We start from the raw sequence: 25,970 nt of genomic DNA, 5'->3' as shown, positions 1-25,970 counted from the left end.
GATAACTGCTTCTACAAATCAGTGCCGCTCGAAATCGTCCGCATCATTGAGCGAAGTCGAGGCGTAAGCTGGCCTGAAACGCAAAAGCCCCCAAGGTGAGAGCCTTGGGGGCTTTTTATTACCTGACCGGCAATCACTAGCCCCTGTGGGAGCGGGCTTGCTCGCGATTCAGGCGGCGCGATTTGGCAGGCAGACCGCGCTGAGGCCATCGCGGGCAAGCCTCGCTCCCACAGGTTTTACGTCGTTGATAACTGCTTCTACAGGTCAGTGCAGCTCGAAATCGTCCGCATCATTGAGCGAAGCCGAGGCGAAAGCCGCGTAAGCTGGCCTGAAACACAAAAGCCCCCAAGGTGAGAGCCTTGGGGGCTTTTTATTGCCTGACCGGCAATCACTAGCCCCTGTGGGAGCGGGCTTGCTCGCGATTCAGGCGACGCGATTTGGCAGGCAGACCGCGCTGAGGCCATCGCGGGCAAGCCTCGCTCCCACAGGTTTTACGTCGTTGATAACTGCTTCTACAAATCAGCGCCGCTCGAAATCGTCCGCATCATTGAGCGAAGCCGAGGCGAAAGCCGCGTAAGCCAGCCTGAAACGCAAAAGCCCCCAAGGTGAGAGCCTTGGGGGCTAGTGATTACCTGACCGGCAATCACTAGCCCCTGTGGGAGCGGGCTTGCTCGCGATTCAGGCGACGCGATTTGGCAGGCAGACCGCGCTGAGGCCATCGCGGGCAAGCCTCGCTCCCACAGGTTTTACGTCATTGATGACTGCTTCTACAAATCAGTGCAGCTCGAAATCGTCCGCATCATTGAGCGAAAGCCGCGTAAGCCGGCCTGAAACGCAAAAGTCCCCAAGGTGAGAGCCTTGGGGGCTTTTTATTACCTGACCGGCAATCACTAGCCCCTGTGGGAGCGGGCTTGCTCGCGATTCAGGCGGCGCGATTTGGCAGGCAGACCGCGCTGAGGCCATCGCGGGCAAGCCTCGCCCCCACAGGTTTTACGCCGTTGATAACTGCTTCTACAAATCAGTGCAGCTCGAAATCGTCCGCATCCAGGTTGGCCGGGAAGCGTTCGCGGTAAGCGCCAAGGTCGGCCGCGTTCAAGCTCATGGTAAACACGCCATCCGCCTCCCCTGCGCTGAGCAGCGACTCGCCCTGAAAATCGAGGATATGGCTGTCTCCGGTATACACCAGGCCTTTGCCGTCTGTGCCCACGCGGTTCACCGCCGCCACATAGCACAGGTTTTCGATGGCCCGCGCCGGTAACAAACGGTTCCAGTGCAGACGGCGCGCCCCCGGCCAGTTGGCGGTGTACAACAGCAAATCGGTGTCATGGGGGTCGCAGCTCCACACCGGGAAACGCAGGTCGTAGCAAATCAATGGCCGAATACGCCAACCCTTGACCTCAAACTGCACCTGGCGCTCGCCCGGAGTGAAATGCTCATGCTCGCCAGCCATACGGAACAGGTGACGCTTGTCATAGAAAAGCACTTCGCCATCTGGCCGCGCCCACAACAGGCGGTTGCGGTGGCTGCCGTCCGCGGCGAGCACAATCACGCTGCCCGTCACCACGGCATTCAGCCTTTTGGCCTGTTTGCGCAGCCAGTCGGTCGTCGGACCACTCTCGGGCTCCGCCAGGGTGCCGGACTCCATGCTGAAGCCGGTGGTGAACATTTCCGGCAACACCACCAGGTCGGCGCCGTGGGCCTGCTCCAGCAGCTCGTCGAAATGGTCGAAGTTGGCCTGACGGTCATGCCAAGCCAGCGTGGTTTGCACCAGCGCCACAGTTAAATCGGGTAATCCCTTTAGATCACGCATAGTTTTTCTGCTGCTTCTCGCAGCGTCTCCTCGCGTTTGGCAAAACACAGGCGAACCAGCCGCTGCCCTGCGGGCGGGGTCTGGTAAAACACCGATACCGGAATGGTCGCCACACCGTGCTCGCGGGTCAGCCACACAGCCATGTCGACATCATTGAGGTCCGGACGAATACGGGAGTAATCCACCAGCTGGAAATACGTCCCTGCCACCGGTTTGAAAGTAAAACGCGATGGGCTCAGCAAATCACAAAACAGGTCCCTCTTGGCCTGGTAAAACCCAGGCAACTCTTCAACGTGTTCGGGGTGGGCGCTCATAAAGTCAGCCAGCGCATATTGCAAGGGCGTCACCCCGCAAAAACTGACGTACTGGTGAACCTTGCGCAATTCGGCAGTCAGCGCCGGCGGCGCCACCACATAACCGGTTTTCCAGCCCGTAACGTGGTACGTCTTGCCGAAAGAGCTGACAACGAAAGCACGATCGTACAGTTCAGGATGGGACAAAACACTGACATGGGGCACGCCATCGAACACCAGGTGTTCATACACCTCATCGCTGATGAGGTAGATATCACGATCAGCAATCAGGCGGGCCAGCTGGTCCAGCTCGGCACGGCTGATCAATGCACCGCTAGGGTTATGCGGACTGTTGAGGATGATCATGCGCGTGCGCGGGCTGAGGGCATCTTCAAGTTTTTGCCAATCGATCGAAAAGTCATCCAGCCCCAGCTGCACATGCACGCAACGACCGCCCGCCAGCTCGACCGAAGGCTCGTAGCTGTCGTAGCACGGGTCGAACACGATAACTTCATCGCCTGCATGAATAACGGCCTGGATCGCGCAGAAAATGGCCTGGGTCGCACCCGGTGTGATGGTCACTTCGGTATCGGCATCGACCTGCACACCATAACTGCGGGCAATCTTGGCCGCCACTTGCTGGCGCAACGCAGGCAGGCCGGTCATGGGGGAATATTGGTTATGGCCACTGGCAATGTGCTGGCCAACGGCATCACGCAACGCCTGCGGGCCATCGAAGTCAGGGAACCCCTGAGACAGGTTGAGCGCGCCGGTTTCTGCCGCTAGCTGCGACATGCGCGTGAAGATGGTGGTGCCGACGTTCGGCAACTTGCTGGTGATCATGGCCGTTCCCTGTTGAGTTCCCGGCACTGACTGCGGCACAGGACCCACCGAGGATAGCCCAAACGCCGGACACGAAAAAGGGTCCTTTCGGACCCTTTCTCATTACGCTTTGAGCCTGCGCGGTTAGCGCTTGTCTTTGCGATTTTTCTCGGCTTTCTTGTGGTGCGACATCATGCGGCGTTTCTTGTTGACCTGACGGTCGGTCAGCGAGTTCTTGTTGCCTTCGTACGGGTTCTCGCCACCTTTGAACTCGATGCGAATCGGCGTACCGACCAGCTTCAAGACACGACGGTAGGTGTTTTCGAGATAACGGACGTAAGACTTCGGCACCTTCTCAACCTGGTTACCGTGGATCACGATAATCGGCGGGTTAGCACCACCCAAGTGAGCATAACGAAGCTTGATCCGGCGGCTGTTGACCATCGGTGGCGCGTGCTCGCTGACTGCGTCTTCCAGGATCTGGGTCAGACGGTTGGTCGGCCAGCGGGTGACCGCCGACTTGAAGGAGTTCTGCACCGACTGGTACAGGTTACCCACGCCCGTGCCGTGCAGGGCCGAGATGAAGTGAATGTCGGCGAAGTCGACGAAGAACAGGCGACGGGTCAGCTCAACCTTGACGAACTCGCGCTCGCTCGGGGTCATGCCGTCCCACTTGTTGATCGCGATAACCAGAGCCCGACCGGCCTCCAGCGCAAAGCCCAACAGGTTGAGGTCGTGGTCAACCACGCCTTCACGCGCGTCCATCACAAAGATCACCACGTTGGCGTCTTTGATCGCTTGCAGGGTTTTGACCACGGAGAACTTTTCAACTTCTTCGTGGATCTTGCCGCGCTTGCGCACACCGGCGGTGTCGATCAGCGTGTACTTCTCGTCGTTACGCTCGAACGGGATGTAGATACTGTCGCGAGTAGTGCCGGGCTGGTCATAAACGATAACCCGGTCTTCACCGAGCATGCGGTTGACCAGTGTCGATTTGCCGACGTTCGGACGACCGATGATGGCGATCTTGATGCCGTCTTTTTCGCTCGGGCCAGGAATGCGCTTGGCTTCCTCACCTTCGAGAACGACCTCTTCTTCACCGTCTTCCGGCTCTTCTTCGTCACGCGGGAAGTTGCTCAGGGCAATTTCCAGCATCTGCGTGATACCACGGCCGTGGGCACCGGCGATCGGGATCGCGTCGCCCATGCCCAGCGGGGCGAACTCGGCGCGCGCCATGTCCGGGTCGATGTTGTCGACCTTGTTGGCGACCACATAGGAGCGCTTGTTACGTTTGCGAAGGTGCTCGCCGATCATCTGGTCAGCGGCGGTGAAGCCTGCCTTTGCATCTACCAGGAACAGAACGACGTCAGCTTCTTCGATGGCCAGCAGCGACTGCTCGGCCATCTTTTCGTCCATACCGTGCTCGTCACCGGAGATACCGCCGGTGTCGACCAGAATGTAGGAACGCCCTTGCCACTTGGCCTCACCGTATTGGCGATCACGGGTCAGACCGGACAAGTCGCCAACGATGGCGTCACGAGTCCTGGTCAGGCGGTTGAACAAGGTGGACTTGCCGACGTTTGGTCGGCCCACCAGGGCGATTACGGGAACCATGCGGCTCTCCACTTCGTTATTTCAGAAAATACAAAAGCCGCTGCAAGGCAGCGGCCAGAGTTCGGAACAGCACAGATGTGCCGCAAACCTTGCCAGAGCAAGGCTGCCCGAGGCCCTGAAGCCTCAAGCATAGACGCCTTAGCGAATGGTCAGGGCTTCCAGTTTGCCGCTGTTACCAAACACGTAAATCATGTCACCGACCACCAGCGGACGTGCCCGAAGGCCATCACTGTCAACGCGGGTACGGCCCACGAAACGACCATCGACCTGGCTCAGCAGGTGCAGATAGCCTTCCATGTCACCGACCGCCACATAGCTGGAGAAGACTTCCGGTGCCGACAGTTGGCGGCGAGCCAGAGCATCATTGCTCCACAGTGAGGTGGTCGAACGCTCGTCAACGCCTTCTACAGTGCCCGACGCCAGGCTGACGTAGACGCTGCCAAAACCTTGTGCGACACCGGCATAGCTGGATGCATCACGTTGCCAGAGCACGCGACCCGATTCCATTTCCAGCGCCGCCATGCGGCCCTGGTAGCTGGCGACGTACAGTGTACCGCCAGACAACAGCAGGCCACCGTCGATATCGACAATGCGTTCAAGCTCGGAGCGACCCTGCGGGATGGCAACACGTTGCTCCCACACCGGGACGCCGTTGCGTGTGTCCAGCGCCACCACTTTACCGGTCGACAAACCGCCGATGGCCAGGTGATTGGTCACCAGGGGTGCCCCTGTACCACGCAAGGTCAAAACGCCCGGCGTGCTGTCATACGTCCAGCGCTGATTGCCGGTGTCAGCATCCAGGCCGATCAGACGATCGTCCTGGGTCTGTACCACCACCACATCGCCGTTGGTCGCAGGAGGTGCAAGCACTTCGCTGTTGACGCGAGCGCGCCATTTTTCTTCGCCTGTGCTGGAATCCAGGGCAATCACGTCACCTTGCAAGGTGCCGAGCATGACCAGGCCATAGCCCAGGCCAACTGCACCGGATACCGGCAGATCGAGGTCTTTTTTCCACTCAACGTCGCCGTTCATGCGGTCCAGAGACATCACTACACCCGTTACGTCAGCGGCGTAGATGTTATTACCTTCAACCGCTGGCACCAGCATGTTGTAGGTTTTGCCCTGACCGTCACCGATCGAGCGGCTCCACTGCTTCTGCAGCACGACTTCTTCTTTGAAGTCGGTCAGCTCAGCCGGTGGCAGTTCTTTTTTGCTGTTGCTGCTGCAACCCGCGGCCAAAACGACCAGAGCCAGCAATGCCGCATGTTTCCATCGCATCACGTCACGCATCCCCTTTGGCCAGGTCATCAAGCTTGATTTGCAAGCCGCCTACTGCTGCTTCATCCGACAATCCGGCCTTGGCCTTTTCGTAGGCTGCGCGCGCGTCGTCAGTACGGCCCTGCTGCACCAGCAGGTCGCCCTTGAGTTCCTCACGGCTGGCCTGGAATGCCTTGTCCGAATCACCTTCCAGCAGCTTCAGGGCATCGTCAACCTTGCCCTGCGCCGCCAGCACCTGAGCCAGACGCTGACGCGCCACTTCACCCAGGGTGGCATTAGCCGGCTTGTCGACAATGACTTTCAGCTCAGCGGCTGCGTCATCGAGCTTGCCGTTGTCCACCGCCACCTTGGCCACGAACAGGCCGCCAAATTGCGAGTAGGCAGTGCCTGCGTATTCGCTTTTCAACTTGTTGGCCAGATCCGCCACACGGGCCACATCCGGCTTGCCGTCAGGGGTAAGCGTGGTTTCCAGCAGTTGTTGGTAGAGAACCGACGCACCTTGCGACTGATTCGTCTGATATTTGTGCCAGAGCTGCCAGCCGGACACCACAACCAGCGCAAGCAAGCCGCCAGTCAGCAGGGGTTTGCCGTTACGCTGCCACCAGTCTTTCAACTCGCCCAGCTGATCATCTTCGTTACTCGACACCCCAACACTCCTTATTCGCTAAATCGGCTGTTTTGCAGCTTCAACCCTGCACGATGCAGGTGGCCAAGTGCTCGGCTAGAGCATCCCAGGCAATCGTTTGTTGTTCGCCCTGGCCACGCAGGGGTTTTACACCTACCACTTGCTGGGCCAATTCGTCGTCACCCAGGATCAGCGCATACAGTGCGCCGCTCTTGTCAGCCTTTTTGAACTGGCTTTTAAAGCTGCCCGCACCGGCATTGATCTGCAGGCGCAGGTTCGGCAGTTGGTCACGAACACGCTCGCTCAACGCCAGCGCTGCCAGTTCGGCGGCCTCACCGAAAGCACACAGGTAAACATCGACCTGACGTGCGATTTCTTCCGGGATTTGCTCAAGGGTTTCGAGCAGCAGGATAAGACGCTCGATGCCCATTGCAAAACCGACACCGGCCGTAGGCTTGCCGCCCATCTGCTCGACCAGGCCGTCATAACGGCCGCCCGCGCACACGGTGCCCTGGGCGCCCAGTTTATCGGTCACCCATTCAAATACTGTCTTGCTGTAGTAATCCAGGCCACGAACCAGTTTCGGGTTGATCGTGTACGGGATGCCGGCGGCATCGAGGCGCGCCTTGAGGCCCTCGAAATGCACGCGGGACTCTTCGTCCAGGTAGTCCACCAGCTTCGGCGCATCGACCAGAACAGCCTGGGTATCGGCGTTCTTGGTGTCGAGCACACGCAGCGGGTTGGATTTGAGACGGCGTTGGCTATCTTCGTCCAGTTCGCTCAGACGCGAGGACAAATACTCGACCAGGGCGGCACGATAGCGCGCACGGGCTTCGCTGGTGCCCAGGCTGTTGAGTTCGAGCTTGACCGCATCGCGGATGCCCAGCTCGCCCCACAGACGCCAGGTCAGCACGATCAGTTCGGCATCGATGTCCGGACCATCAAGGTTGAACACCTCGACACCGATCTGGTGGAACTGGCGATAACGGCCTTTTTGCGGGCGCTCGTGACGGAACATCGGGCCGATGTACCAGAGTTTTTGCACCTGGCCACCGCCGGTGATGCCGTGCTCAAGCACCGCACGCACGCACGCAGCGGTACCTTCAGGACGCAACGTCAGCGAATCGCCGTTGCGGTCTTCGAAGGTGTACATCTCTTTTTCGACGATATCGGTCACTTCACCGATCGAGCGCTTGAACAGCTCGGTGAACTCGACGATAGGCATACGGATTTGCTTGTAACCGTAGTTATCCAGCAAACGCGAAACCTTGCTCTCGAAGTAACGCCACAGAGGCGTCTGCTCCGGCAGGATGTCGTTCATGCCACGAATGGCTTGCAAAGACTTGCTCACAATAAATCCTTTATTCGTCTGGTTAGCCGCGCGCGATAACGGCTGCGTCAGCTTCGACCTTTTCGGCCGCCTTCTGCCGGATCAGTCTTTCGAGCTCATCCACCAGGTTGTCATTCGTCAGCTTCTGCGACGGCTTGCCGTCGATGTAAATCAGGTTGGGCGTACCACCGGTGAGCCCCACATGGGCTTCCTTGGCTTCACCCGGGCCGTTGACCACACAACCGATCACGGCAACATCCAGCGGCACCAGCAGGTCTTCGAGGCGAACTTCGAGTTCGTTCATGGTTTTCACCACGTCGAAGTTCTGCCGCGAGCAGCTTGGGCACGCGATAAAATTGATGCCGCGCGAGCGCAGGTGCAAGGACTTGAGGATGTCGTAACCGACTTTAACTTCCTCAACCGGGTCTGCAGCCAGGGAAATGCGAATGGTGTCGCCAATCCCCTCGGCGAGCAGCATACCTAGGCCCACGGCAGATTTCACTGTGCCTGAGCGCAAACCACCGGCTTCAGTAATGCCCAAATGCAGCGGCTGGACAATTTCCTTGGCCAGCAGGCGATAGGCTTCAACCGCCATAAACACGTCGGAGGCCTTCACGCTGACCTTGAAGTCCTTGAAATTCAGGCGCTCAAGGTGCTCAACGTGACGCAGTGCCGATTCGACCAGAGCGGCCGGCGTCGGTTCGCCGTATTTCTTTTGCAGGTCTTTTTCCAGGGAACCGGCGTTGACGCCGATACGGATCGGGATGCCGCGATCGCGGGCGGCATCCACCACGGCGCGCACGCGGTCTTCACGACCGATGTTGCCCGGGTTGATGCGCAGGCAGTCCACTCCCAGTTCCGCCACGCGCAAGGCGATACGGTAATCGAAGTGGATATCGGCGACCAATGGCACCTTGACCAGTTGCTTGATCCGGCCAAACGCCTCGGCCGCGTCCATATCCGGCACGGAAACCCGCACGATATCGACGCCCGCAGCTTCCAGACGGTTGATTTGCGCAACGGTTGCAGCGACGTCATTGGTGTCACTGTTGGTCATGCTCTGTACAGCAATAGGGGCATCGCCACCTACGGGTACATTGCCGACCCAGATTTTGCGCGATTCGCGACGCTTGATTGGTGATTCGCCGTGCATGACTTATTGACCCAACTTCAGGCGAGCAGTCTCGCCACTGGTGAAAGGAGCGACGTCCACAGGCTGGCCGTTGTAGCTCACCTGAGCACCGCGGGCATAGCCCAGGCGCAAGCTCAGTGGTGGCTTGCCGCTCACTTCTAGATTTTCGCCCTTGCGCTTCAACCCGCCAAACAGCACTTTGCCCGTGCCGTCGGTGACTTGAGTCCAGCAATCAGCGGTGTATTGCACGCTTACCTTGCCAGCACCGGCAACCGGGGCGCTGGCCGTGGGTGCAGGTGCGACTGGCGTTGCAGGTGCCGCTACCGGCGTAACAGCAGCAGGTGCAGGTGCAGGTGCCGTTACAGGAGCAGGCTGAGCTGCAGTGGCGGCTGGCGTCTGGGACTCAGCGGGTGCAGCACCCGGCAGCGCCAGTGCGGTGGTTGCGCCCTGCTCTGGCATCGTTTCGGTCACTGGTGGGGTTTCGCCTTCGGCCTTGGCCTCGGCGACTGCCTGGTCTTCAGGCTCGTCCAGCGGATGAATGCGGGTTGTGCCGTCAGCGCCTTCGACTTCCACGTGTTCCGGGGCCAGGCCAATCAGATCCTTGGCGCGCATGGACGTCTGGTCTTGCCACCAGATAAAGCCGCCACCGATTACGGCAATCAGCAGCAACAGGCTGACGATACGCAAGATGGTATGCGACACACGCACCGGCTCTTCTATGCGACCCAGGCTGTGCACGTTGCTGCCGTTGGCATCAGTGCCGGTGTACAGGTCAAATTCACGCACCAGGGCTGCCTGGTCCATGCCCAGCAATTTGGCATAGGCGCGGATGTAGCCGCGGGCAAAGGTATGCCCGGGCAGCTTGTCGAACGCGCCCGTCTCAAGGTTGCTCAGGGAGCTGGCCGTGAGATTGAGTTTCAAGGCGACTTCAGCCAGCGTCCAGCCATTATTTTCACGGGCCTGACGCAGGGTCTCACCGGGATTGACACGAGTCGCTGCTAGAACTTCGGGTTGCGCCGCTTTCATCATTGCTCCGACAGGTATTGCTGATATTCCGGCGTGCCGGGATAGAGTCGTTGTAGTTGCTGGCCAGGGTTGGCAGTTGGGGTACGCTCGTCGAAAACACTCGTCAATCGCGCACCGAGCAATAGACTACGTGCATTTTGCCCGCTAAGCAGGCTAAAACGATCGTAAAAGTCTCGTGCCGTCACATATTGCTTGTCCTGATAGGCCATCTCGGCCATTTCAAGCAGTGCACGGGGTTGCCGAGGGTTCAGGCGCAGGGCTTTTTCAAGCTGCTGGCGCCCCGTTTCACGCTGCCCCAACTCAAGGGACGTTATACCCAGATTTTCGTAGACACGGGAGCGTTCCGGGTAAAGGTTGTCTGCCGCCGCTTTTTGAAACTGCTCGCTGGCTTCCTGATAGCGCTGACGCTGAAACAGGAAACTGCCGTAATTATTGAGGATCCGGGCATCACCAGGCCGACCGTTGAGCGCGGTCCGGAAGGCCTGTTCGGCCAGGGCAAACTCCATTTCGGCCTGAAACACCAAGGCCAGTGCGGCGTTGGTGTCCGGGTCGTTCTTGTCGAGTTCAAGAGCCTTGCGCAAAGGGACTTTGGCCTGTTCGGTCAGCCCTTGCTGCAGATAGCCCAGCCCCAGCTGAACATAAGCCTGACGCGCCTCGCTACGCCCTTTGTCGCCAGCCATCGGGCCTGAATCACCCGATGACACGCAGCCAGCCAAAAAGCTGACCAAAACGACCGGAAGCGCAGCGCGCAGGATCATGGATGTCCTCTCTCAGGGCGCAGAGGCAGCGTTTTGCGCTGTATCGGCGTCGGCACTCAGCTCACGGGCCGCGATCAGCCGCGAACTGCGGCGGGTACGGTCATTGACCTGACCTACCAGCTGCCCGCACGCCGCGTCGATGTCTTCACCACGGGTAGTGCGCACAGTCACGTTGTAGCCGGCCTGCTGCAACAGCTCCTGGAAACGGCGAATGGCGTTGTTGCTCGGGCGCTCATAGCCGGAATGCGGGAACGGGTTGAACGGGATCAGGTTGATCTTGCACGGTGTGTCTTTTAGCAGCTCGATCATTTCGCGGGCGTGATCAACATGATCGTTCACGTCCTTGAGCAAGGTGTATTCCACGGTCAACACGCGCTTTTCGCCCAGGGTCGCCATGTAGCGGCGGCAGGAATCAAGCAGCATGGCCAGCGGGTACTTCTTGTTGATCGGCACCAGTTGACTGCGCAATGCGTCATTGGGTGCATGCAGCGACAACGCCAGGGAGACGTCGATGTGCTTGGCCAGCTCATCGATCATCGGCACCACGCCGGAGGTAGACAGGGTTACCCGGCGCTTGGAGATGCCGTAACCCAGGTCATCCATCATCAGGTGCATGGCAGAGATGACGTTGTCGAAGTTCAGCAGCGGCTCGCCCATGCCCATCATCACCACGTTGGTGATGGCACGGTCGATGGTTGCCGGGACGCTGCCAAAGGATTTGTTGGCAATCCACACTTGGCCGATCACTTCGGCGGCGGTGAGGTTGCTGTTGAAGCCTTGCTTGCCGGTGGAGCAGAAACTGCAGTCCAGGGCACAGCCAGCCTGGGACGAAACGCACAAGGTGCCACGTTTGCCCGAGGGAATATAAACGGTCTCGACGCAGCTGCCGGACTCTACGCGCACCACCCATTTACGGGTGCCATCGCTGGAGATGTCCTCGCTGACGACTTCAGGCCCACGAACCTCAGCAATAGCCTTGAGCTTGTCGCGCAAGGCCTTGCTGACGTTAGTCATGGCGTCGAAATCATCGACGCCAAAGTGGTGAATCCACTTCATGACCTGACCGGCACGGAAACGCTTCTCCCCGATTGAGTCGAAGAATTTCTCCATTTCCGGTTGAGTCAAACCCAACAGGTTGGTTTTGCCAGTCGTTGCAATCATGTCTTCACCCTCACTCACAAGCCAATACTTAGCGAGTGGTTACTTCAGTAGCTGCGAAAAAGTACGAGATTTCGCGTGCAGCAGCGGCTTCCGAGTCGGAGCCGTGAACAGCGTTAGCGTCGATGGATTCAGCGAAATCAGCGCGGATAGTGCCGGCAGCTGCTTCTTTAGGGTTGGTAGCGCCCATCAGCTCGCGGTTCAGAGCGATAGCGTTTTCGCCTTCCAGAACCTGAACAACAACAGGACCGGAGATCATGAAAGCAACCAGGTCGCCGAAGAAGCCGCGCTCGCTGTGCTCAGCGTAGAAGCCTTCAGCTTCAGCTTTGGACAGTTGCTTCAGTTTGGAAGCTACAACCTTCAGGCCAGCGTCTTCGAAACGGGTAACGATCTTGCCGATAACGTTTTTAGCAACGGCGTCAGGCTTGATGATGGAGAAAGTACGTTGAACAGCCATGGTGTAACTCCAGAAACAGTGATTTAAGCGAAAAATTAAACCCGCGAATTATACGCGGGTTCTTGGGCGTTGCATAATTACGTCGTTTACAAGCTTAGTCGGCTTCTTCGATCCACAAACCCTGGATGGCTTCGAGAACCTTCTCGCCACCCCGATCAGGGATATCGTCGAACTCCGGCAACGCCATGACCAGATTGCGCAGCGTGACGAAATTCACCGAGAGCGGATCGACATCCGGGTGAGCTTCAGCCAGCTGGATGGCGATTTCCTGCACATCAACCCATTTAAGGCTCATGCCAATTCCTTATCAGTGCGGCGCTTCGGCAGCATGGTTGAGCGAGTATTTCGGAATCTCGACGGTAAGGTCTTCAGTGCCAACGCGGGCCTGACAGCTCAGGCGCGAAGTCGCTTCCAGGCCCCAGGCTCTATCAAGATAGTCCTCTTCCAGCTCGTCAGCCTCATTCAGCGAGTCGAAACCCTCGCGAATCACGCAGTGACACGTGGTGCAGGCACAGACGCCACCGCAGGCACTTTCGATTTCGATGTGGTTGTCGTGGGCCACTTCGAGAATGGTCTTGCCGGTCTCAGCCTCTACAACCATACCGTCCGGGCAATGCTCGGCGTGTGGCAGAAAAATGATCTGCGGCATCAGTTATTCCTCGATTTCATTCAGGTTGCGACCCGACAGGGCGGCCTTGACGGTCAAGTCCATGCGTCGGGCAGCAAAGGCATCGGTCACTTGCGACAGACGCTTGGTCTGCTGCTCGATGGCGTAACCATCGGTGCCTTTCAACAATTCGGACAGTTCCTGCATCTGCAGCTCGATGACCATGCGCTCTTCGGCATCCAGCAAACGCTCGCCATCGACTTCGAGGGCTGCTTGCACGGCCTCGATCAGGCGCTGGGCATCCACCTGCTGTTCACGCAATACGCGGGCGACCTTGTCGTCGCTGGCATACTGGAACGAATCCTTGAGCATTTTGGCAATTTCGCCGTCGGTCAGGCCGTAGGACGGCTTGACCTGGATATTGGCTTCAACACCTGAGCCCAGCTCGCGGGCCGACACACTGAGCAGACCATCGGCATCCACCTGGAAGGTCACGCGAATTTTCGCGGCACCGGCCACCATCGGCGGAATGCCACGCAATTCAAAGCGCGCCAGGGAACGGCAATCGCTGATCAGCTCGCGTTCGCCCTGCAGCACATGAATCATCATGGCCGTCTGGCCATCTTTATAGGTGGTGAAGTCCTGCGCGCGCGCCACCGGGATCGTGGTGTTGCGCGGGATGACCTTTTCCATCAGGCCGCCCATGGTCTCAAGACCCAGGGACAGGGGAATCACATCAAGCAGCAGCAGCTCGCCACCATCACGCTTGTTGCCGGCCAGGGTATCAGCCTGGATCGCAGCACCAATGGCAACCACTTGATCAGGGTCGATATCGGTCAGCGGCTCGCGGCCAAACATCTCGGCGACGGCTTCGCGCACGCGAGGCACGCGGGTCGAACCGCCCACCATCACTACGGCCTGAACGTCATCAATCTCGATATTGGCGTCGCGCACGGCACGGCGGCAAGCCTTGAGGCTGCGCGCCACCATTGGCTCGATCAGCGCATCGAAGGCTTCGCGGGTCAGCTCTGACTGCCAGTCACCAAAGGCAACGGTTACAGAGGACGCATCGGTCAGCGCTTCTTTGGCGGCGCAAGCGGCCTGCAGCAAGGTACGCTGGGTGCCCGGATCGAGGTCGGCCGACAAACCGGCCTCTGCCACCATCCAGCTGGCGATCGCATGGTCGAAGTCATCGCCACCCAGGGCACTGTCGCCGCCGGTGGCCAAGACTTCAAACACACCGCCGGTCAGGCGCAGGATCGAGATATCGAACGTGCCCCCGCCCAGGTCATAAATGGCGACAACGCCTTCAGCAGACTGATCCAGACCATAGGCCACCGCCGCAGCGGTCGGCTCATTGAGCAGGCGCAGCACATTAAGGCCGGCCAGTTTGGCTGCGTCCTTGGTGGCCTGGCGCTGGGCATCGTCGAAATACGCAGGAACAGTAATTACCGCCCCTACCAGCTCGCCACCCAGGGTCTTTTCGGCGCGCTCACGCAGCACCTTGAGGATTTCAGCCGACACTTCAACCGGGCTTTTCGGGCCCTGTACCGTGTCGATAAACGGCATGTGCGACTCACCGCCAACAAAGCGGTAAGGCAGCTGCTCGCCCAATTGCTTGACGTCGGACAGACCACGACCCATGAGGCGCTTGACCGACAGCACGGTGTTGAACGGATCGCTGGAGGCCGCCAGACGCGCCGACTCACCTACCTCGACGCGATCAGCGTGATAGCGCACCGCAGACGGCAGAATGACTTTGCCATTTGCGTCGGCCAGAGGCTCGGAAAGGCCGCTGCGCAACGCAGCGACCAGCGAATTGGTAGTGCCCAAGTCGATCCCCACAGCCAGACGACGCTGGTGCGGTTGAGGACTTTGGCCGGGTTCGGCGATCTGCAGTAGGGCCATCGTAATCAGGACTTATCTGTAATCAGGCGTGCCATCAGGGAAGCACGGAGTTAATCGTCGAGGCGCTCTTCTAGCTGGCGCACTTCGTAAGTGAGCTTGTCGAGGAACTGCATGCGGCGCATCAGGCGTTCGGCCTGTTCGCGTTGCGCAGCGTCATCCCAACAAGCAGCGAAGCTGTCGTTCAGGTGTGCCTGAGCGACTTTCAGTCGACGCTTGAATGCTGCAATACCGGCCATATCGGCGCTGTCATGCAAATCTTCAAGTTCTTCGCGCCACTGCATCTGCTGCATCAGAAACTCGGGATCGTGCACCGTAACTTCCAGCGGCAACTCGCCACCCTTCAACGCCAGCAGATAACGCGCGCGCTTGGCAGGGCTTTTGAGTGTCTGGTAGGCCTCATTGAGGCTGGCGGACTGTTCCAGCGCCAGACGTTGCTCGCGCTCGGAAGCATCGGCAAAACGATCCGGGTGAACACCGCGCGCCAACTCTCGATAACGCACAGCCAGCTGATCGAGGTCCAGATTGAAACCCGGTTGCAGCTCAAACAAAGCAAAATGACAAGGAGTACCCACGACTAGCCTCAGATGTTGAAGCTTTCGCCGCAGCCACACTCACCGCGCACGTTAGGGTTATTGAACTTGAAGCCTTCGTTCAGGCCTTCCTTGACGAAGTCCAGTTCGGTACCGTCGAGGTAGGTCAGGCTTTTCGGATCAATGATCACTTTTTCGCCGTGGGTTTCGAAGACCTGGTCTTCTTCACCCACTTCATCGACAAACTCCAGCACATAGGCAAGACCGGAACAGCCCGTGGTGCGAACACCCAGACGAATCCCCTCACCTTTGCCGCGCCCATCAAGGGAGCGGCGAATGTGTCGCGCAGCCGCTTCTGTCATGCTGATAGCCATCGTGACTCCTTACCTTTTTGCCAGTTTCTTCACCTTGCCTGCACCACCAGGGGGCACAGGCAGCACGGATCAGATCAAACCTTTCTTCTGCTTGTAATCGCGAACGGCGGCCTTGATGGCGTCTTCAGCGAGTACCGAGCAGTGAATTTTTACCGGTGGCAAAGCCAGTTCTTCGGCCAGCTGAGTGTTCTTGATGGTCTCTGCTTCATCCAGAGTCTTGCCTTTCATCCACTCGGTCGCCAGGGAGCTGGAAGCGATTGCCGAACCGCAACCATAGGTCTTGAACTTGGCATCTTCAATGATGCCCTGCTCGTTAACCTTGATCTGCAGGCGCATCACGTCGCCACACGCCGGGGCGCCGACCATGCCGGTGCCGACATCCGGGTCTTCCGCGTTCATCTTGCCGACGTTGCGCGGGTTTTCGTAGTGGTCGATGACCTTTTCGCTGTAAGCCATGGTACTAATCCTCACTCATCAGAGAGTCGCTCTTGAGACGCTGTAAAAGCTGCTGTTCGCTGCGCTTACAGCGTCTACTTACGGCGACTTAAATTGTTAGTGCGCCGCCCATTCGATTTTCGAGATGTCGATGCCGTCTTTGTACATGTCCCACAGCGGCGACAGGGCGCGCAGCTTGGTAACAGCCTCGCAAACCTTCTGCGCGGCGTAATCGATTTCTTCTTCGGTGGTGAAACGGCCGAAGGTGAAGCGGATGGAGCTGTGCGCCAGCTCGTCATTGCGACCCAGGGCACGCAATACGTAGGACGGCTCCAGGGAGGCCGAAGTACAGGCCGAACCGGACGACACCGCCAGATCCTTGAGTGCCATGATCAGCGACTCGCCTTCAACGTAGTTGAAGCTCAGGTTCAGGTTGTGCGGTACGCGGTGGATCATGCTGCCGTTGACGTACAGTTCTTCAAGGTGTTCAACCTGCATGAAGAAGCGATCGCTCAACGCCTTGATCCGGATGTTTTCAGCGGCCATTTCTTCCTTGGCGATCTGGAACGCTTCGCCCATGCCCACGATCTGGTGGGTGGCCAGGGTACCCGAACGCATGCCGCGCTCGTGACCACCGCCGTGCATGGCAGCTTCAATGCGCACGCGAGGCTTGCGGCTTACATACAGTGCGCCGATGCCTTTAGGGCCGTAGGTCTTGTGTGCCGAGAAGGACATCATGTCGACTTTCAGCTTAGCCAGGTCGATTTCTACCTTGCCGGTGGACTGCGCCGCATCGACATGGAACAACACGCCGCGCGAGCGAGTCAGCTCACCAATGGCAGCGATGTCGTTGATGGTGCCGATTTCGTTGTTCACGTGCATGATCGAAACCAGAATGGTGTCGTCGCGCATCGCGGCTTCAACCATCGCAGGTGTTACCAGGCCATCGGTGCCCGGCTCGATGTAGGTCACTTCAAAGCCTTCACGCTCCAGCTGGCGCATGGTGTCGAGGACGGCCTTGTGTTCAATCTTGTCGGTGATCAGGTGCTTGCCTTTGGTGGCATAGAAATGCGCAGCACCCTTGATTGCCAGGTTGTTGGCTTCGGTCGCACCGGAGGTCCAGACAATTTCACGCGGGTCGGCATTGACCAGGTCAGCGACCTGGCGACGACCGTTCTCGACCGCTTCTTCAGCCTTCCAGCCAAATACGTGGGAGCGCGAGGCCGGGTTACCGAAGTTCCCGTCAACCAGCAGGCAGTCGCTCATTTTTTGAGCAACACGCGGATCAACCGGGGTAGTGGCTGAGTAATCGAGGTAAATTGGCAATTTCATGGACTATCTCCTAAATCAGGCTGGCTGGCGCACCGTCGTTTTTATGCAATCACTCGACGGCGGACGCTTCGATCTTATCCAGGTGCGGCGCCTTGCCATTACAGCGGCGCTGATCCTGACGCTGGGCTACTTCTTGTACCTCACGGCGAGTGACAAGATCAGCCAAGCTGATACCGCTGAGAAAATCGTGGATTTGCAGGCTGAGGTCGCACCACAGGTGGTGGGTCAGGCAGGTGTCGCCGGCATGGCAGTCGCCAAGGCCCTGGCAACGTGTTGCGTCGACCGACTCGTTCACGGCATCGATCACCTGAGCCACCTGGATGCCCTGCATGTCGCGCGACAGCTGATAGCCGCCGCCCGGGCCACGCACACTGGAAACCAGACTGCTGCGGCGCAATTTGGCAAACAGTTGCTCAAGGTAGGAAAGCGAGATGCCTTGGCGCTCGGAAATATCGGCCAGGGACACCGGCCCGTGCTGTGCGTGCAACGCCAAATCGAGCATTGCAGTTACGGCGTAACGGCCTTTTGTAGTCAGTCTCATGGACAGGTACCACGGAATTCGGAATGGAAGCGAGTATGCTATTCCCGACTATTTAAGTCAACTATTAGACCTAGTACTTTAGTCGGGATTACCCGCAAAAGAGCGCGCGCATTGTAGCAGGGTCTGCGGCGTAATGGCACATGACACATATCTTGTGGGAGCGGGCTTGCTCGCGATGGGGCCCACGCAACCCTTCAGGGGGATCGCCGTGATGCCATCGCGAGCAAGCCCGCTCCCACAGCGAATTCAACCCACGAGCCTTACACCGCCTTGCTTTCATCCTTTCCCTTGACGCACGCGAAGTCTTCTTCACGCAGCTCAGGCAGATCTTTCGCACAGTAAGGACTGCCCAGGTCTTTCAGCGCGCCACACATCCCGTCCAGCTTGCCGTCGACGGCCTGCAGGTGGTCAAGCAACTGGCCAATGGCCCGCGCGACCGGGTCCGGCATGTCTTCGCTGACACCGTAGGCATCAAAACCGATTTTCTCGGCCATTGCCTTGCGCTTGGCCTCGGTCTCATCGTCATTCTTGATAATGATCCGCCCCGGGATACCCACCACAGTAGCCCCCGGCGGTACAGCCTTGGTCACCACCGCATTGGAGCCGACCTTGGCCCCCGCCCCGACAGTGAACGGCCCCAGCACCTTGGCACCAGCACCCACCACCACACCGTTTTCCAGGGTCGGGTGGCGCTTGCCCTTGTTCCAGCTGGTGCCGCCCAGGGTCACGCCCTGGTATAAGGTCACGTCATCACCGATTTCAGCGGTTTCGCCAATTACGATACCCATGCCGTGATCAATAAAGAACCGACGCCCAACCTTGGCCCCCGGGTGAATCTCAATCCCGGTCAACCAGCGCCCGAAGTTGGACACCAGGCGCGCCAGCCACTTCCAGCCAGCCTGCCACAACAGCGCCGACAAGCGGTGAATCCAGATCGCATGCATCCCCGGATAACACGTCAGCACCTCAAAAGCATTGCGCGCAGCCGGATCACGGTGAAACACACTTTGGATATCTTCACGCAGACGCTCAAACATCATTAATCCTTGCGCTTGAGCAGCTCGCCACGGGCTGCTTTTTGGGTTTCGGTGAGAATGCCACGCAAAATATTCATCTCGGCACGGCTGACAGCGCTGCGCCCATAAAGCCGACGCAGGCGCGCCATAAGATGCCGCGGCTTTTCCGGATCCATGAATTCGATGGCCACCAGGGTTTGCTCCAGATGCTCATAAAAGCGCTCCAGCTCATCCATGGTCGCCAGCTCGCCACTTTTAGTGGACGCCACTTCTTCTTTCTCGACCTTGCTCGGCTGCCCCTGGGCCGCCAGCCACGCCATGCGGATCTCGTAGCTGAGCACCTGCACGGCGGCACCCAGATTCAGGGAACTGAACTCGGGATCCGAGGGGATATGCACATGGAAGTGACAGCGCTGCAACTCGTCATTGGTCAGGCCGGAATCTTCACGACCGAACACCAATGCGATTTCAGCACCCTGGGCCGCCTCTGCAACCACTTTTTGCCCGCACTCGCGCGGGTCCAGCAGCGGCCAGGGGATCCGGCGGTCACGAGCACTGGTGCCGAGCACCAGATTGCAGCCCACCAGGGCATCTTCAAGGGTGGCGACAACCTGTGCGTTTTCCAGAATATCACCGGCACCCGAGGCGCGCGCATCGGCTTCATGGTGCGGGAACACCCTTGGCTCCACCAGAACCAGCCGCGACAACCCCATGTTCTTCATGGCACGCGCAGCACCGCCGATGTTCCCGGGATGGCTGGTATTGACCAGAACGACACGAATATTAGGCAGCAATGGAAGCGCTCACAGACCAGCAAAAGGGAGCAAATCTTACCTAAGCAAAACGTCATAAGCTACGAAAGCTAACGCAAACCTTCATCTGCCAAAGTTTTCTGATAGAATATTCGGCTTTCTTTAACAACCTTAGGTGAAACGTCCATGCAGCCCATGCTGAATATCGCGCTGCGCGCCGCCCGCAGCGCCAGTGAATTGATTTTCCGCTCCATCGAGCGCCTGGATACCATCAAGGTTGACGAAAAAGACGCCAAGGATTACGTCTCTGAAGTCGATCGTGCTGCTGAACAGAAAATCATCGACGCCCTGCGCAAGGCTTACCCGACGCACGGCATCCTCGGTGAAGAAACCGGCATGCACCCAGGCAGCGGTGAAGGTGAAGACTACCTGTGGATCATCGACCCACTGGATGGCACCACCAACTTCCTGCGCGGCGTTCCACATTTCGCCGTCAGCATCGCCTGTAAATACCGTGGCCGTCTTGAGCACGCAGTGGTACTCGACCCGGTTCGCCAGGAAGAGTTCACTGCCAGCCGTGGCCGTGGCGCACAACTGAACGGTCGCCGCCTGCGTGTAAGCGGTCGTACCAGCCTTGAAGGCGCCCTGCTGGGCACGGGCTTCCCGTTCCGCGACAACCAGATGGACAACCTGGACAACTACCTGGGCATGTTCCGCAGCCTGGTTGGCCAGACTGCCGGTATCCGCCGTGCAGGCGCTGCCAGCCTGGATCTGGCCTATGTGGCTGCAGGTCGTTTCGACGCATTCTGGGAGTCGGGCCTGTCCGAGTGGGACATGGCTGCAGGCGCACTGCTGATTCAAGAAGCAGGCGGCCTGGTCAGCGACTTTACCGGTAGCCACGATTTCCTTGAAAAAGGTCATATCGTTGCCGGTAACACCAAGTGCTTCAAAGCCGTTCTGACTGCAATCCAGCCACACCTGCCAACCTCGCTGAAACGCTAAGCGAATACCGCAGACAAAAAAAGCACCCTTCGGGGTGCTTTTTTTTGGCCTTGCAATCAACCCACCCTGTGGGAGCGGGCTTGCCCGCGACAGCATCACCGCGACTTGCCTGGCAGACCGCGGTGCCTGCATCGCGGGCAAGCCCGCGCCCACAAGCACTTAATTCAGGATCAGCTTGCCTTCCTTGTCCACGGCAATTTCATTGCCCGGTTCGTGGTCCATGCGTACCTTGCCTTCCTTGCCATTCAACGAATAGCGCACGTCATAGCCGACGACCTTGCTGCTGATGTCATTGACGGTGTTACAGCGCGTCTGGGTCGTGGTGTAGGTATCACGCTCCTGCATGCCTTCCTGCACCTTGTTGCCGGCATAACCGCCACCCACCGCACCGGCTACCGTGGCAATCTTCTTGCCAGTACCGCCGCCCACCTGATTACCCAGCAAACCGCCTGCTACTGCGCCAATCACGCTGCCGACGATCTGATGTTGATCCTTGACTGGCGCCTGGCGCGTCACAGTCACGTCCTTGCACACCTCACGCGGCGTTTTGACCTGCTGGTTAACTGGCACAACGGCCAGCACCTGCGCAGACTCAGGGCCTTTCACCAAGCTGTAAGTGGCAAAAGCACCACCGGCTGTAACACCGACAGCACCCAGTACAGCACCCACCAGCAATGACTTGTTCACGTGAACCTCCAGACCATCTTAAGTGGGAACAGTCCCACACCAATCCTGGACTTGGAGCATAAAAAAAGGCGCGAGTTCAATAACTCGCGCCTTTTAGGTGACAGCCTGTCGATAACTATGGGTTATGGACGGTCGTCGACTTCCTTCTCGCTCGCTGCAGGCGGGATCAGATCCTCTGCACTGAGATTCAGCCAGATCAACACCACGTTGGCGATGTAGATCGACGAGTAGGTACCCGCCAATACACCCACGAACAGTGCAATCGAGAAGCCCCACAGGTTGTCGCCGCCGAAGATCAGCAGTGCGGCAATGGCCAGCAAGGTGGAGATCGAGGTCGCCATCGTGCGCAGCAGGGTTTGCGTGGTCGAGATGTTGATGTTCTCGATCAGGCTGGCCTTGCGCAGCACCCGGAAGTTCTCGCGCACCCGGTCAAAGACCACGATAGTGTCGTTGAGCGAGTAACCGATGATCGCCAGCACCGCCGCCAATACCGTCAGGTCGAAGGTAATCTGGAACCACGACAGGATACCCATCGTCACGATTACGTCGTGAACCAGGGACACGATCGCGCCGACCGCAAACTTCCACTGAAAGCGGAACGCCAGGTACAGCATGATGCCGCCCAGCGCCATCAGCATGCCGAGGCCGCCCTGGTCGCGCAGCTCTTCACCTACCTGCGGGCCCACGAACTCGACGCGCTTGATCACCGCCGGGTTGCTGGTATCTGCCTGGCCCAGCGCAGCCGCTACCTTGTTGCCCAGCAGTGGATCATCACCGGGCATGCGCACCAGCAAGTCGGTCGTCGCACCAAAGCTCTGCACCACGGCATCGTGGAAGCCGGCCGAAACCAGCTCGTTGCGCACCTTGGTGAGGTCAGCCGGCTTCTCGTAGGTCAGCTCGATCAGCGTACCGCCGGTGAAGTCCAGGCCGTAGTTCATGCCCTTGTGGAACATGCTGAACAAGGCCAGCACGGTAAGCAGTACAGTGACGCCGAACGCAACGTTGCGAACGCCCATGAAGTTGATTGTACGTAACATGGCAGCCCCTTAAATCCACAACTTCTTGAAGTCCCGACCGCCATACACCAGGTTGACCAGTGCGCGGGTGACCATAATGGCCGTGAACATCGAGGTAAAGATACCCAGCGACATGGTCACCGCGAAGCCTTTGACCGGCCCGGTACCCATAGCGAAGAGGATCCCGCCGACCAGCAGGGTTGTCAGGTTGGAGTCAACAATGGCCGTAAAGGCACGGTTGAAACCTTCATTGATCGCCCGCTGCGGTGTCATGCCATTGGCAATCTCTTCACGGATACGCGAGAAGATCAGTACGTTGGCATCGACCGCCATACCCATCGTCAACACGATACCGGCAATACCCGGCAGGGTCAGGGTTGCACCCAGCACCGACATCAGGGCCAGCAGCAAGACCATGTTGCCTGCCAGTGCCACCGTCGCGATCACACCGAAGAAACGGTAGATGGCGATGATGAAGATCGACACGAACAGCATGCCCCACAACGAAGCATCGATACCCTTGGTGATGTTGTCAGCACCCAGGCTCGGGCCAATGGTGCGCTCTTCAGCGAAGTACATGGGCGCAGCCAGACCACCGGCACGCAACAGCAGGGCCAGCTCGGATGCCTCACCCTGGCCATTGAGGCCGGTAATGCGGAACTGGCTGCCCAGCGGCGACTGGATGGTCGCCAGGCTGATGATCTTTTTCTCTTCCTTGAACGACTGAACCGGTACGTCCTTCTCGACACCGTCAACCACTTGCTTGGTGTAAGTCGTCACCGGCTTCTGCTCGATGAAGATTACCGCCATGCTGCGGCCCACGTTGCTACGGGTCGAACGACTCATCAGTTCGCCACCGTGACCATCAAGCTTGATGTTCACCTGTGGACGGCCGTGCTCGTCAAAACCTGCCTGGGCGTCGGTAACCTGGTCACCTGTGATGATCAGGCCGCGCTCGATCTGTGCAGAAGGACGGTTGCCTTCACGGAACTCGAAGGTTTCGGAAGTGGCTTTGGAAGCGCCCGGCTCGGCCGCCAGACGGAACTCAAGGTTGGCCGTCTTGCCCAGGATACGCTTGGCTTCGGCGGTGTCTTGTACGCCTGGCAGCTCAACCACGATGCGGTTGGCACCCTGACGCTGAACCAGAGGCTCGGCAACACCCAACTCGTTGACCCGGTTACGGACGGTTGTCAGGTTTTGCTTGATGGAATATTCACGGATTTCCGCCAGCTTGGCCGGGGTCATCGCCAGTCGCAGCACCGGCTGACCGTTCAGGTCTGCAGCGGTAATGTCGAAGTCATTGAAGCTCTTGCGGATCAGGCTACGCGCTTGCTCACGGGCTGCTTCATCAGTAAAGCCCAACTGAATGGCACCGTTGAGTTGCGGCAGGCTGCGATAACGCACTTTCTCTTTACGCAGCAGGCTTTTGACGTCGCTCTCGTACACTTTCATGCGTGCATCGACAGCTTTGTCCATGTCCACTTCCAGCAGGAAGTGCACACCGCCCGACAAGTCCAGACCCAGCTTCATCGGGTGAGCACCCAGACTGCGCAACCATTGTGGCGTGGTCTGTGCCAGGTTGAGCGCTACGACATAGTCGTCGCCCAGGGCCTTGCGTACTACATCCTTGGCTGGCAACTGGTCGTCTTTCTTGACCAGGCGCAGCAAACCACCTTTGCCGTTCTGGGCCACAGAGGCGCCCTTTACCGCAATGCCTGCATCCGTGAGCGCCTTGCTTGCGCGATCCAGATCGGCTTGAGTGACCTGCAGGGCCGTGCTCGCACCCGACACTTGAATGGCCGGATCATCAGGGTACAGATTGGGAGCGGAATAAATAAAACCGATCGCCAGCACAGCCAGGATCAGTATGTATTTCCACAGAGGGTATTTGTTCAGCATCAATCACGCCGCCCGCTTAAAACGCGGGGCGCCTTGCGCGCCCCGTCGATTGTTGAAAGTTGAAACTTAGATCGCTTTCAGCGTGCCTTTAGGCAACGTGGCTGCAACCGAGCCTTTCTGAATTTTCAGCTCGACAGTGTCAGACACTTCGATGACAACAAAAGCATCGGAAACCTTGACGATTTTGCCGGCGATGCCGCCAGTGGTCACGATCTCGTCGCCTTTTTGCAGGTTACCCAACAGGGCTTTCTGCTCTTTGGCGCGCTTGGCCTGTGGACGCCAGATCATCAGGTAGAAGATGACCAGGAAGCCGACCAGGAAAATCCATTCAAAACCGCCACCCATTGGGGCAGCAGCAGGTGCAGCAGCGTCCGCGAAAGCGGAAGAGATGAAAAAGCTCATTAAGCACTCCAGTTGCAATGTTGTTTCTTAAAGGTCCGAAACTCAGTCCAAGGGCGGCACAGGCAGCCCGCGCTTGGCATAGAAGGCGTCGACAAAGGTGGCCAATGTACCCTGTTGAATAGCCTCGCGCAAACCAGCCATGAGCACCTGATAGTGGCGCAAATTATGGATGGTATTGAGCATGCTACCCAGCATTTCGCCGCACTTGTCCAGGTGATGCAGATAAGCGCGGGAGAAGTTCTGGCAGGTGTAGCAATCGCAGGTCGGATCCAGCGGCGAATCATCATGGCGATGGAACGCGTTGCGGATCTTGATCACACCCGTGTCGATAAACAGATGCCCATTGCGGGCATTGCGGGTTGGCATCACGCAATCGAACATGTCCACACCGCGGCGCACACCCTCAACGAGATCTTCCGGCTTGCCAACCCCCATAAGGTAACGAGGTTTGTCAGCAGGCATCATCGCCGGCAGGTAATCCAGCACCTTGATCATTTCGTGCTTGGGCTCGCCCACCGACAAACCGCCGATGGCCAGGCCATCAAAGCCGATCTTGTTCAGGCCTTCGAGGGAGCGCTCGCGCAGGTTCTGGTGCATACCGCCCTGAACGATACCGAACAGTGCCGCCGTGTTGTCGCCGTGGGCATTCTTGGAGCGTTGCGCCCAGCGCAACGACAGCTCCATGGACACACGGGCGGTGTCTTCATCGGCAGGATAAGGGGTGCATTCGTCGAAAATCATCACCACATCAGAGCCCAGGTCGCGCTGGACCTGCATCGACTCTTCCGGGCCCATGAACACCTTGGCGCCATCGACCGGCGAGGCGAAGGTCACGCCCTCTTCTTTAATCTTGCGCATGGCGCCCAGGCTGAACACCTGGAAACCGCCGGAGTCGGTGAGGATCGGGCCTTGCCACTTCATGAAGTCGTGCAGGTCGCCGTGCTTCTTGATCACTTCGGTGCCCGGGCGCAGCCACAGGTGGAAGGTGTTGCCCAGGATCATCTGCGCGCCGATGGCTTCGATATCACGCGGCAGCATGCCCTTGACCGTACCGTAGGTACCGACCGGCATGAACGCAGGGGTTTCAACCACACCACGGGGGAAGGTCAGGCGACCGCGACGAGCCTTGCCATCAGTGGCCAGCAGCTCGAAGGACATACGACAGT

General features: G+C 58.6%; 27 protein-coding genes. 1 reads left to right on the top strand and 26 read right to left on the bottom strand.

Going from position 1 to position 25,970, the window contains the following annotated elements; genetic code table 11:
• Positions 1–1,018 precede the first annotated feature (1,018 nt).
• The 21 genes from BFC21_RS23490 to trmJ all read right to left on the bottom strand — a co-directional run bounded on the left by BFC21_RS23490 (position 1,019) and on the right by trmJ (position 19,840).
• The gene (locus tag BFC21_RS23490) at positions 1,019–1,810 is read right to left on the bottom strand and encodes an amidohydrolase (RefSeq protein WP_095005000.1); all 792 of its coding nucleotides are present in this window, start codon (positions 1,808–1,810) and stop codon (positions 1,019–1,021) included.
• Positions 1,798–2,946, bottom strand: coding sequence for a pyridoxal phosphate-dependent aminotransferase (locus BFC21_RS23485; protein WP_120266560.1), 1,149 nt, complete (start codon positions 2,944–2,946; stop codon positions 1,798–1,800). The genes BFC21_RS23490 and BFC21_RS23485 overlap by 13 nt, the downstream gene beginning before the upstream one ends.
• Before the next feature lie 123 nt (positions 2,947–3,069).
• Entirely contained in the window at positions 3,070–4,539 is a 1,470-nt protein-coding gene (gene der, locus BFC21_RS23480; RefSeq protein ID WP_016779615.1) for a ribosome biogenesis GTPase Der, read from the bottom strand.
• Positions 4,540–4,677: 138 nt separating this feature from the next.
• On the bottom strand, positions 4,678–5,829 hold the full coding sequence (bamB, locus tag BFC21_RS23475; RefSeq protein ID WP_016779614.1) for an outer membrane protein assembly factor BamB: 1,152 nt from the start codon (positions 5,827–5,829) through the stop codon (positions 4,678–4,680).
• Positions 5,822–6,463 (bottom strand): tetratricopeptide repeat protein, encoded by a 642-nt coding sequence (locus BFC21_RS23470; RefSeq protein ID WP_095005002.1) that lies wholly within the window; start codon positions 6,461–6,463, stop codon positions 5,822–5,824. The genes bamB and BFC21_RS23470 overlap by 8 nt, the downstream gene beginning before the upstream one ends.
• Positions 6,464–6,503: 40 nt before the next feature.
• On the bottom strand, positions 6,504–7,793 hold the full coding sequence (gene hisS, locus BFC21_RS23465; protein ID WP_016779612.1) for a histidine--tRNA ligase: 1,290 nt from the start codon (positions 7,791–7,793) through the stop codon (positions 6,504–6,506).
• 22 nt (positions 7,794–7,815) lie between these two features.
• Positions 7,816–8,925, bottom strand: a complete 1,110-nt coding sequence (gene ispG, locus BFC21_RS23460; protein ID WP_086795918.1) for a flavodoxin-dependent (E)-4-hydroxy-3-methylbut-2-enyl-diphosphate synthase — start codon at positions 8,923–8,925, stop codon at positions 7,816–7,818.
• Between the two features lie 3 nt (positions 8,926–8,928).
• Complete coding sequence (locus tag BFC21_RS23455; RefSeq protein ID WP_120266559.1) at positions 8,929–9,930, bottom strand: RodZ family helix-turn-helix domain-containing protein; 1,002 nt, start codon at positions 9,928–9,930, stop codon at positions 8,929–8,931.
• A complete protein-coding gene (gene pilW / locus BFC21_RS23450; protein WP_120266558.1) occupies positions 9,930–10,688 on the bottom strand; it encodes a type IV pilus biogenesis/stability protein PilW in 759 nt (252 codons plus the stop codon). Before pilW ends, BFC21_RS23455 begins: the two co-directional genes overlap by 1 nt.
• 12 nt (positions 10,689–10,700) lie before the next feature.
• Positions 10,701–11,849, bottom strand: a complete 1,149-nt coding sequence (rlmN, locus tag BFC21_RS23445) for a 23S rRNA (adenine(2503)-C(2))-methyltransferase RlmN (RefSeq protein ID WP_016779609.1) — start codon at positions 11,847–11,849, stop codon at positions 10,701–10,703.
• A 28-nt stretch (positions 11,850–11,877) separates the two neighbouring features.
• Positions 11,878–12,303: a nucleoside-diphosphate kinase gene (gene ndk, locus BFC21_RS23440; RefSeq protein WP_016779608.1), complete on the bottom strand. Its 426-nt coding sequence runs from the start codon at positions 12,301–12,303 to the stop codon at positions 11,878–11,880.
• Positions 12,304–12,397: 94 nt separating this feature from the next.
• The gene (gene iscX, locus BFC21_RS23435) at positions 12,398–12,598 is read right to left on the bottom strand and encodes a Fe-S cluster assembly protein IscX (RefSeq protein WP_016779607.1); all 201 of its coding nucleotides are present in this window, start codon (positions 12,596–12,598) and stop codon (positions 12,398–12,400) included.
• 12 nt (positions 12,599–12,610) lie between these two features.
• Positions 12,611–12,952, bottom strand: coding sequence for an ISC system 2Fe-2S type ferredoxin (gene fdx, locus BFC21_RS23430; protein WP_016779606.1), 342 nt, complete (start codon positions 12,950–12,952; stop codon positions 12,611–12,613).
• A gap of 3 nt (positions 12,953–12,955) precedes the next feature.
• Positions 12,956–14,818, bottom strand: a complete 1,863-nt coding sequence (gene hscA / locus BFC21_RS23425; RefSeq protein WP_088379059.1) for a Fe-S protein assembly chaperone HscA — start codon at positions 14,816–14,818, stop codon at positions 12,956–12,958.
• Positions 14,819–14,868: 50 nt separating this feature from the next.
• Positions 14,869–15,390 (bottom strand): co-chaperone HscB, encoded by a 522-nt coding sequence (gene hscB, locus BFC21_RS23420; RefSeq protein WP_088379058.1) that lies wholly within the window; start codon positions 15,388–15,390, stop codon positions 14,869–14,871.
• Positions 15,391–15,398: 8 nt separating this feature from the next.
• The gene (gene iscA / locus BFC21_RS23415; RefSeq protein ID WP_016779604.1) at positions 15,399–15,722 is read right to left on the bottom strand and encodes an iron-sulfur cluster assembly protein IscA; all 324 of its coding nucleotides are present in this window, start codon (positions 15,720–15,722) and stop codon (positions 15,399–15,401) included.
• Positions 15,723–15,791: 69 nt separating this feature from the next.
• Entirely contained in the window at positions 15,792–16,178 is a 387-nt protein-coding gene (gene iscU / locus BFC21_RS23410) for a Fe-S cluster assembly scaffold IscU (RefSeq protein ID WP_007929523.1), read from the bottom strand.
• Positions 16,179–16,274: 96 nt separating this feature from the next.
• Positions 16,275–17,489, bottom strand: a complete 1,215-nt coding sequence (locus tag BFC21_RS23405; RefSeq protein WP_088379057.1) for an IscS subfamily cysteine desulfurase — start codon at positions 17,487–17,489, stop codon at positions 16,275–16,277.
• 49 nt (positions 17,490–17,538) lie between these two features.
• Positions 17,539–18,030, bottom strand: coding sequence for a Fe-S cluster assembly transcriptional regulator IscR (gene iscR, locus BFC21_RS23400; protein WP_003443378.1), 492 nt, complete (start codon positions 18,028–18,030; stop codon positions 17,539–17,541).
• A 260-nt stretch (positions 18,031–18,290) separates the two neighbouring features.
• The gene (cysE, locus tag BFC21_RS23395) at positions 18,291–19,067 is read right to left on the bottom strand and encodes a serine O-acetyltransferase (RefSeq protein ID WP_095005006.1); all 777 of its coding nucleotides are present in this window, start codon (positions 19,065–19,067) and stop codon (positions 18,291–18,293) included.
• Between the two features lie 2 nt (positions 19,068–19,069).
• Positions 19,070–19,840, bottom strand: coding sequence for a tRNA (cytosine(32)/uridine(32)-2'-O)-methyltransferase TrmJ (gene trmJ, locus BFC21_RS23390; protein WP_088379055.1), 771 nt, complete (start codon positions 19,838–19,840; stop codon positions 19,070–19,072).
• Positions 19,841–19,984: 144 nt separating this feature from the next.
• On the opposite strand from trmJ, the gene suhB reads away from it, so the two are divergent.
• Positions 19,985–20,800: an inositol-phosphate phosphatase gene (gene suhB / locus BFC21_RS23385; protein WP_016779599.1), complete on the top strand. Its 816-nt coding sequence runs from the start codon at positions 19,985–19,987 to the stop codon at positions 20,798–20,800.
• Positions 20,801–20,959: 159 nt separating this feature from the next.
• Here the strand turns inward: suhB and BFC21_RS23375 are convergent, their stop codons facing one another.
• From BFC21_RS23375 to tgt, 5 genes are all read right to left on the bottom strand, one after another.
• Positions 20,960–21,487, bottom strand: a complete 528-nt coding sequence (locus tag BFC21_RS23375) for a glycine zipper 2TM domain-containing protein (protein WP_019823693.1) — start codon at positions 21,485–21,487, stop codon at positions 20,960–20,962.
• Between the two features lie 122 nt (positions 21,488–21,609).
• Positions 21,610–22,524: a protein translocase subunit SecF gene (secF, locus tag BFC21_RS23370; RefSeq protein ID WP_088379054.1), complete on the bottom strand. Its 915-nt coding sequence runs from the start codon at positions 22,522–22,524 to the stop codon at positions 21,610–21,612.
• 9 nt (positions 22,525–22,533) lie between these two features.
• Positions 22,534–24,402: a protein translocase subunit SecD gene (gene secD, locus BFC21_RS23365; RefSeq protein WP_016779596.1), complete on the bottom strand. Its 1,869-nt coding sequence runs from the start codon at positions 24,400–24,402 to the stop codon at positions 22,534–22,536.
• A 66-nt stretch (positions 24,403–24,468) separates the two neighbouring features.
• Positions 24,469–24,804, bottom strand: coding sequence for a preprotein translocase subunit YajC (gene yajC / locus BFC21_RS23360; protein WP_095001475.1), 336 nt, complete (start codon positions 24,802–24,804; stop codon positions 24,469–24,471).
• A gap of 42 nt (positions 24,805–24,846) precedes the next feature.
• Positions 24,847–25,962 (bottom strand): tRNA guanosine(34) transglycosylase Tgt, encoded by a 1,116-nt coding sequence (gene tgt / locus BFC21_RS23355; RefSeq protein WP_083369874.1) that lies wholly within the window; start codon positions 25,960–25,962, stop codon positions 24,847–24,849.
• Positions 25,963–25,970: the final 8 nt, after the last annotated feature.

It is taken from the genome of Pseudomonas sp. TMW 2.1634, assembly GCF_001703595.1.
GTDB classification, from domain to species: Bacteria; Pseudomonadota; Gammaproteobacteria; order Pseudomonadales; family Pseudomonadaceae; genus Aquipseudomonas; species Aquipseudomonas fragi.
The sequence above is the reverse complement of the archived record's forward strand: the minus strand, read 5'-3'. Positions and strand labels throughout refer to the sequence as shown.

What these genes read in the sequence shown, in the direction of transcription:
- cysE (WP_095005006.1), bottom strand. Translation starts at nt 19,067, where the DNA reads ATGTTTGAGCGTCTGCGTGAAGATATCCAAAGTGTGTTTCACCGTGAT.
- bamB (WP_016779614.1), bottom strand. Translation starts at nt 5,829, where the DNA reads ATGCGTGACGTGATGCGATGGAAACATGCGGCATTGCTGGCTCTGGTC.
- suhB (WP_016779599.1), top strand. Translation starts at nt 19,985, where the DNA reads ATGCAGCCCATGCTGAATATCGCGCTGCGCGCCGCCCGCAGCGCCAGT.
- iscR (WP_003443378.1), bottom strand. Translation starts at nt 18,030, where the DNA reads ATGAGACTGACTACAAAAGGCCGTTACGCCGTAACTGCAATGCTCGAT.
- tgt (WP_083369874.1), bottom strand. Translation starts at nt 25,962, where the DNA reads ATGTCCTTCGAGCTGCTGGCCACTGATGGCAAGGCTCGTCGCGGTCGC.
- BFC21_RS23455 (WP_120266559.1), bottom strand. Translation starts at nt 9,930, where the DNA reads ATGAAAGCGGCGCAACCCGAAGTTCTAGCAGCGACTCGTGTCAATCCC.
- der (WP_016779615.1), bottom strand. Translation starts at nt 4,539, where the DNA reads ATGGTTCCCGTAATCGCCCTGGTGGGCCGACCAAACGTCGGCAAGTCC.
- hscA (WP_088379059.1), bottom strand. Translation starts at nt 14,818, where the DNA reads ATGGCCCTACTGCAGATCGCCGAACCCGGCCAAAGTCCTCAACCGCAC.
- iscX (WP_016779607.1), bottom strand. Translation starts at nt 12,598, where the DNA reads ATGAGCCTTAAATGGGTTGATGTGCAGGAAATCGCCATCCAGCTGGCT.
- yajC (WP_095001475.1), bottom strand. Translation starts at nt 24,804, where the DNA reads ATGAGCTTTTTCATCTCTTCCGCTTTCGCGGACGCTGCTGCACCTGCT.
- secD (WP_016779596.1), bottom strand. Translation starts at nt 24,402, where the DNA reads ATGCTGAACAAATACCCTCTGTGGAAATACATACTGATCCTGGCTGTG.
- BFC21_RS23405 (WP_088379057.1), bottom strand. Translation starts at nt 17,489, where the DNA reads ATGAAATTGCCAATTTACCTCGATTACTCAGCCACTACCCCGGTTGAT.
- ndk (WP_016779608.1), bottom strand. Translation starts at nt 12,303, where the DNA reads ATGGCTGTTCAACGTACTTTCTCCATCATCAAGCCTGACGCCGTTGCT.
- ispG (WP_086795918.1), bottom strand. Translation starts at nt 8,925, where the DNA reads ATGCACGGCGAATCACCAATCAAGCGTCGCGAATCGCGCAAAATCTGG.
- fdx (WP_016779606.1), bottom strand. Translation starts at nt 12,952, where the DNA reads ATGCCGCAGATCATTTTTCTGCCACACGCCGAGCATTGCCCGGACGGT.
- iscA (WP_016779604.1), bottom strand. Translation starts at nt 15,722, where the DNA reads ATGGCTATCAGCATGACAGAAGCGGCTGCGCGACACATTCGCCGCTCC.
- BFC21_RS23490 (WP_095005000.1), bottom strand. Translation starts at nt 1,810, where the DNA reads ATGCGTGATCTAAAGGGATTACCCGATTTAACTGTGGCGCTGGTGCAA.
- BFC21_RS23485 (WP_120266560.1), bottom strand. Translation starts at nt 2,946, where the DNA reads ATGATCACCAGCAAGTTGCCGAACGTCGGCACCACCATCTTCACGCGC.
- secF (WP_088379054.1), bottom strand. Translation starts at nt 22,524, where the DNA reads ATGTTACGTACAATCAACTTCATGGGCGTTCGCAACGTTGCGTTCGGC.
- iscU (WP_007929523.1), bottom strand. Translation starts at nt 16,178, where the DNA reads ATGGCTTACAGCGAAAAGGTCATCGACCACTACGAAAACCCGCGCAAC.
- rlmN (WP_016779609.1), bottom strand. Translation starts at nt 11,849, where the DNA reads ATGATTGCAACGACTGGCAAAACCAACCTGTTGGGTTTGACTCAACCG.
- pilW (WP_120266558.1), bottom strand. Translation starts at nt 10,688, where the DNA reads ATGATCCTGCGCGCTGCGCTTCCGGTCGTTTTGGTCAGCTTTTTGGCT.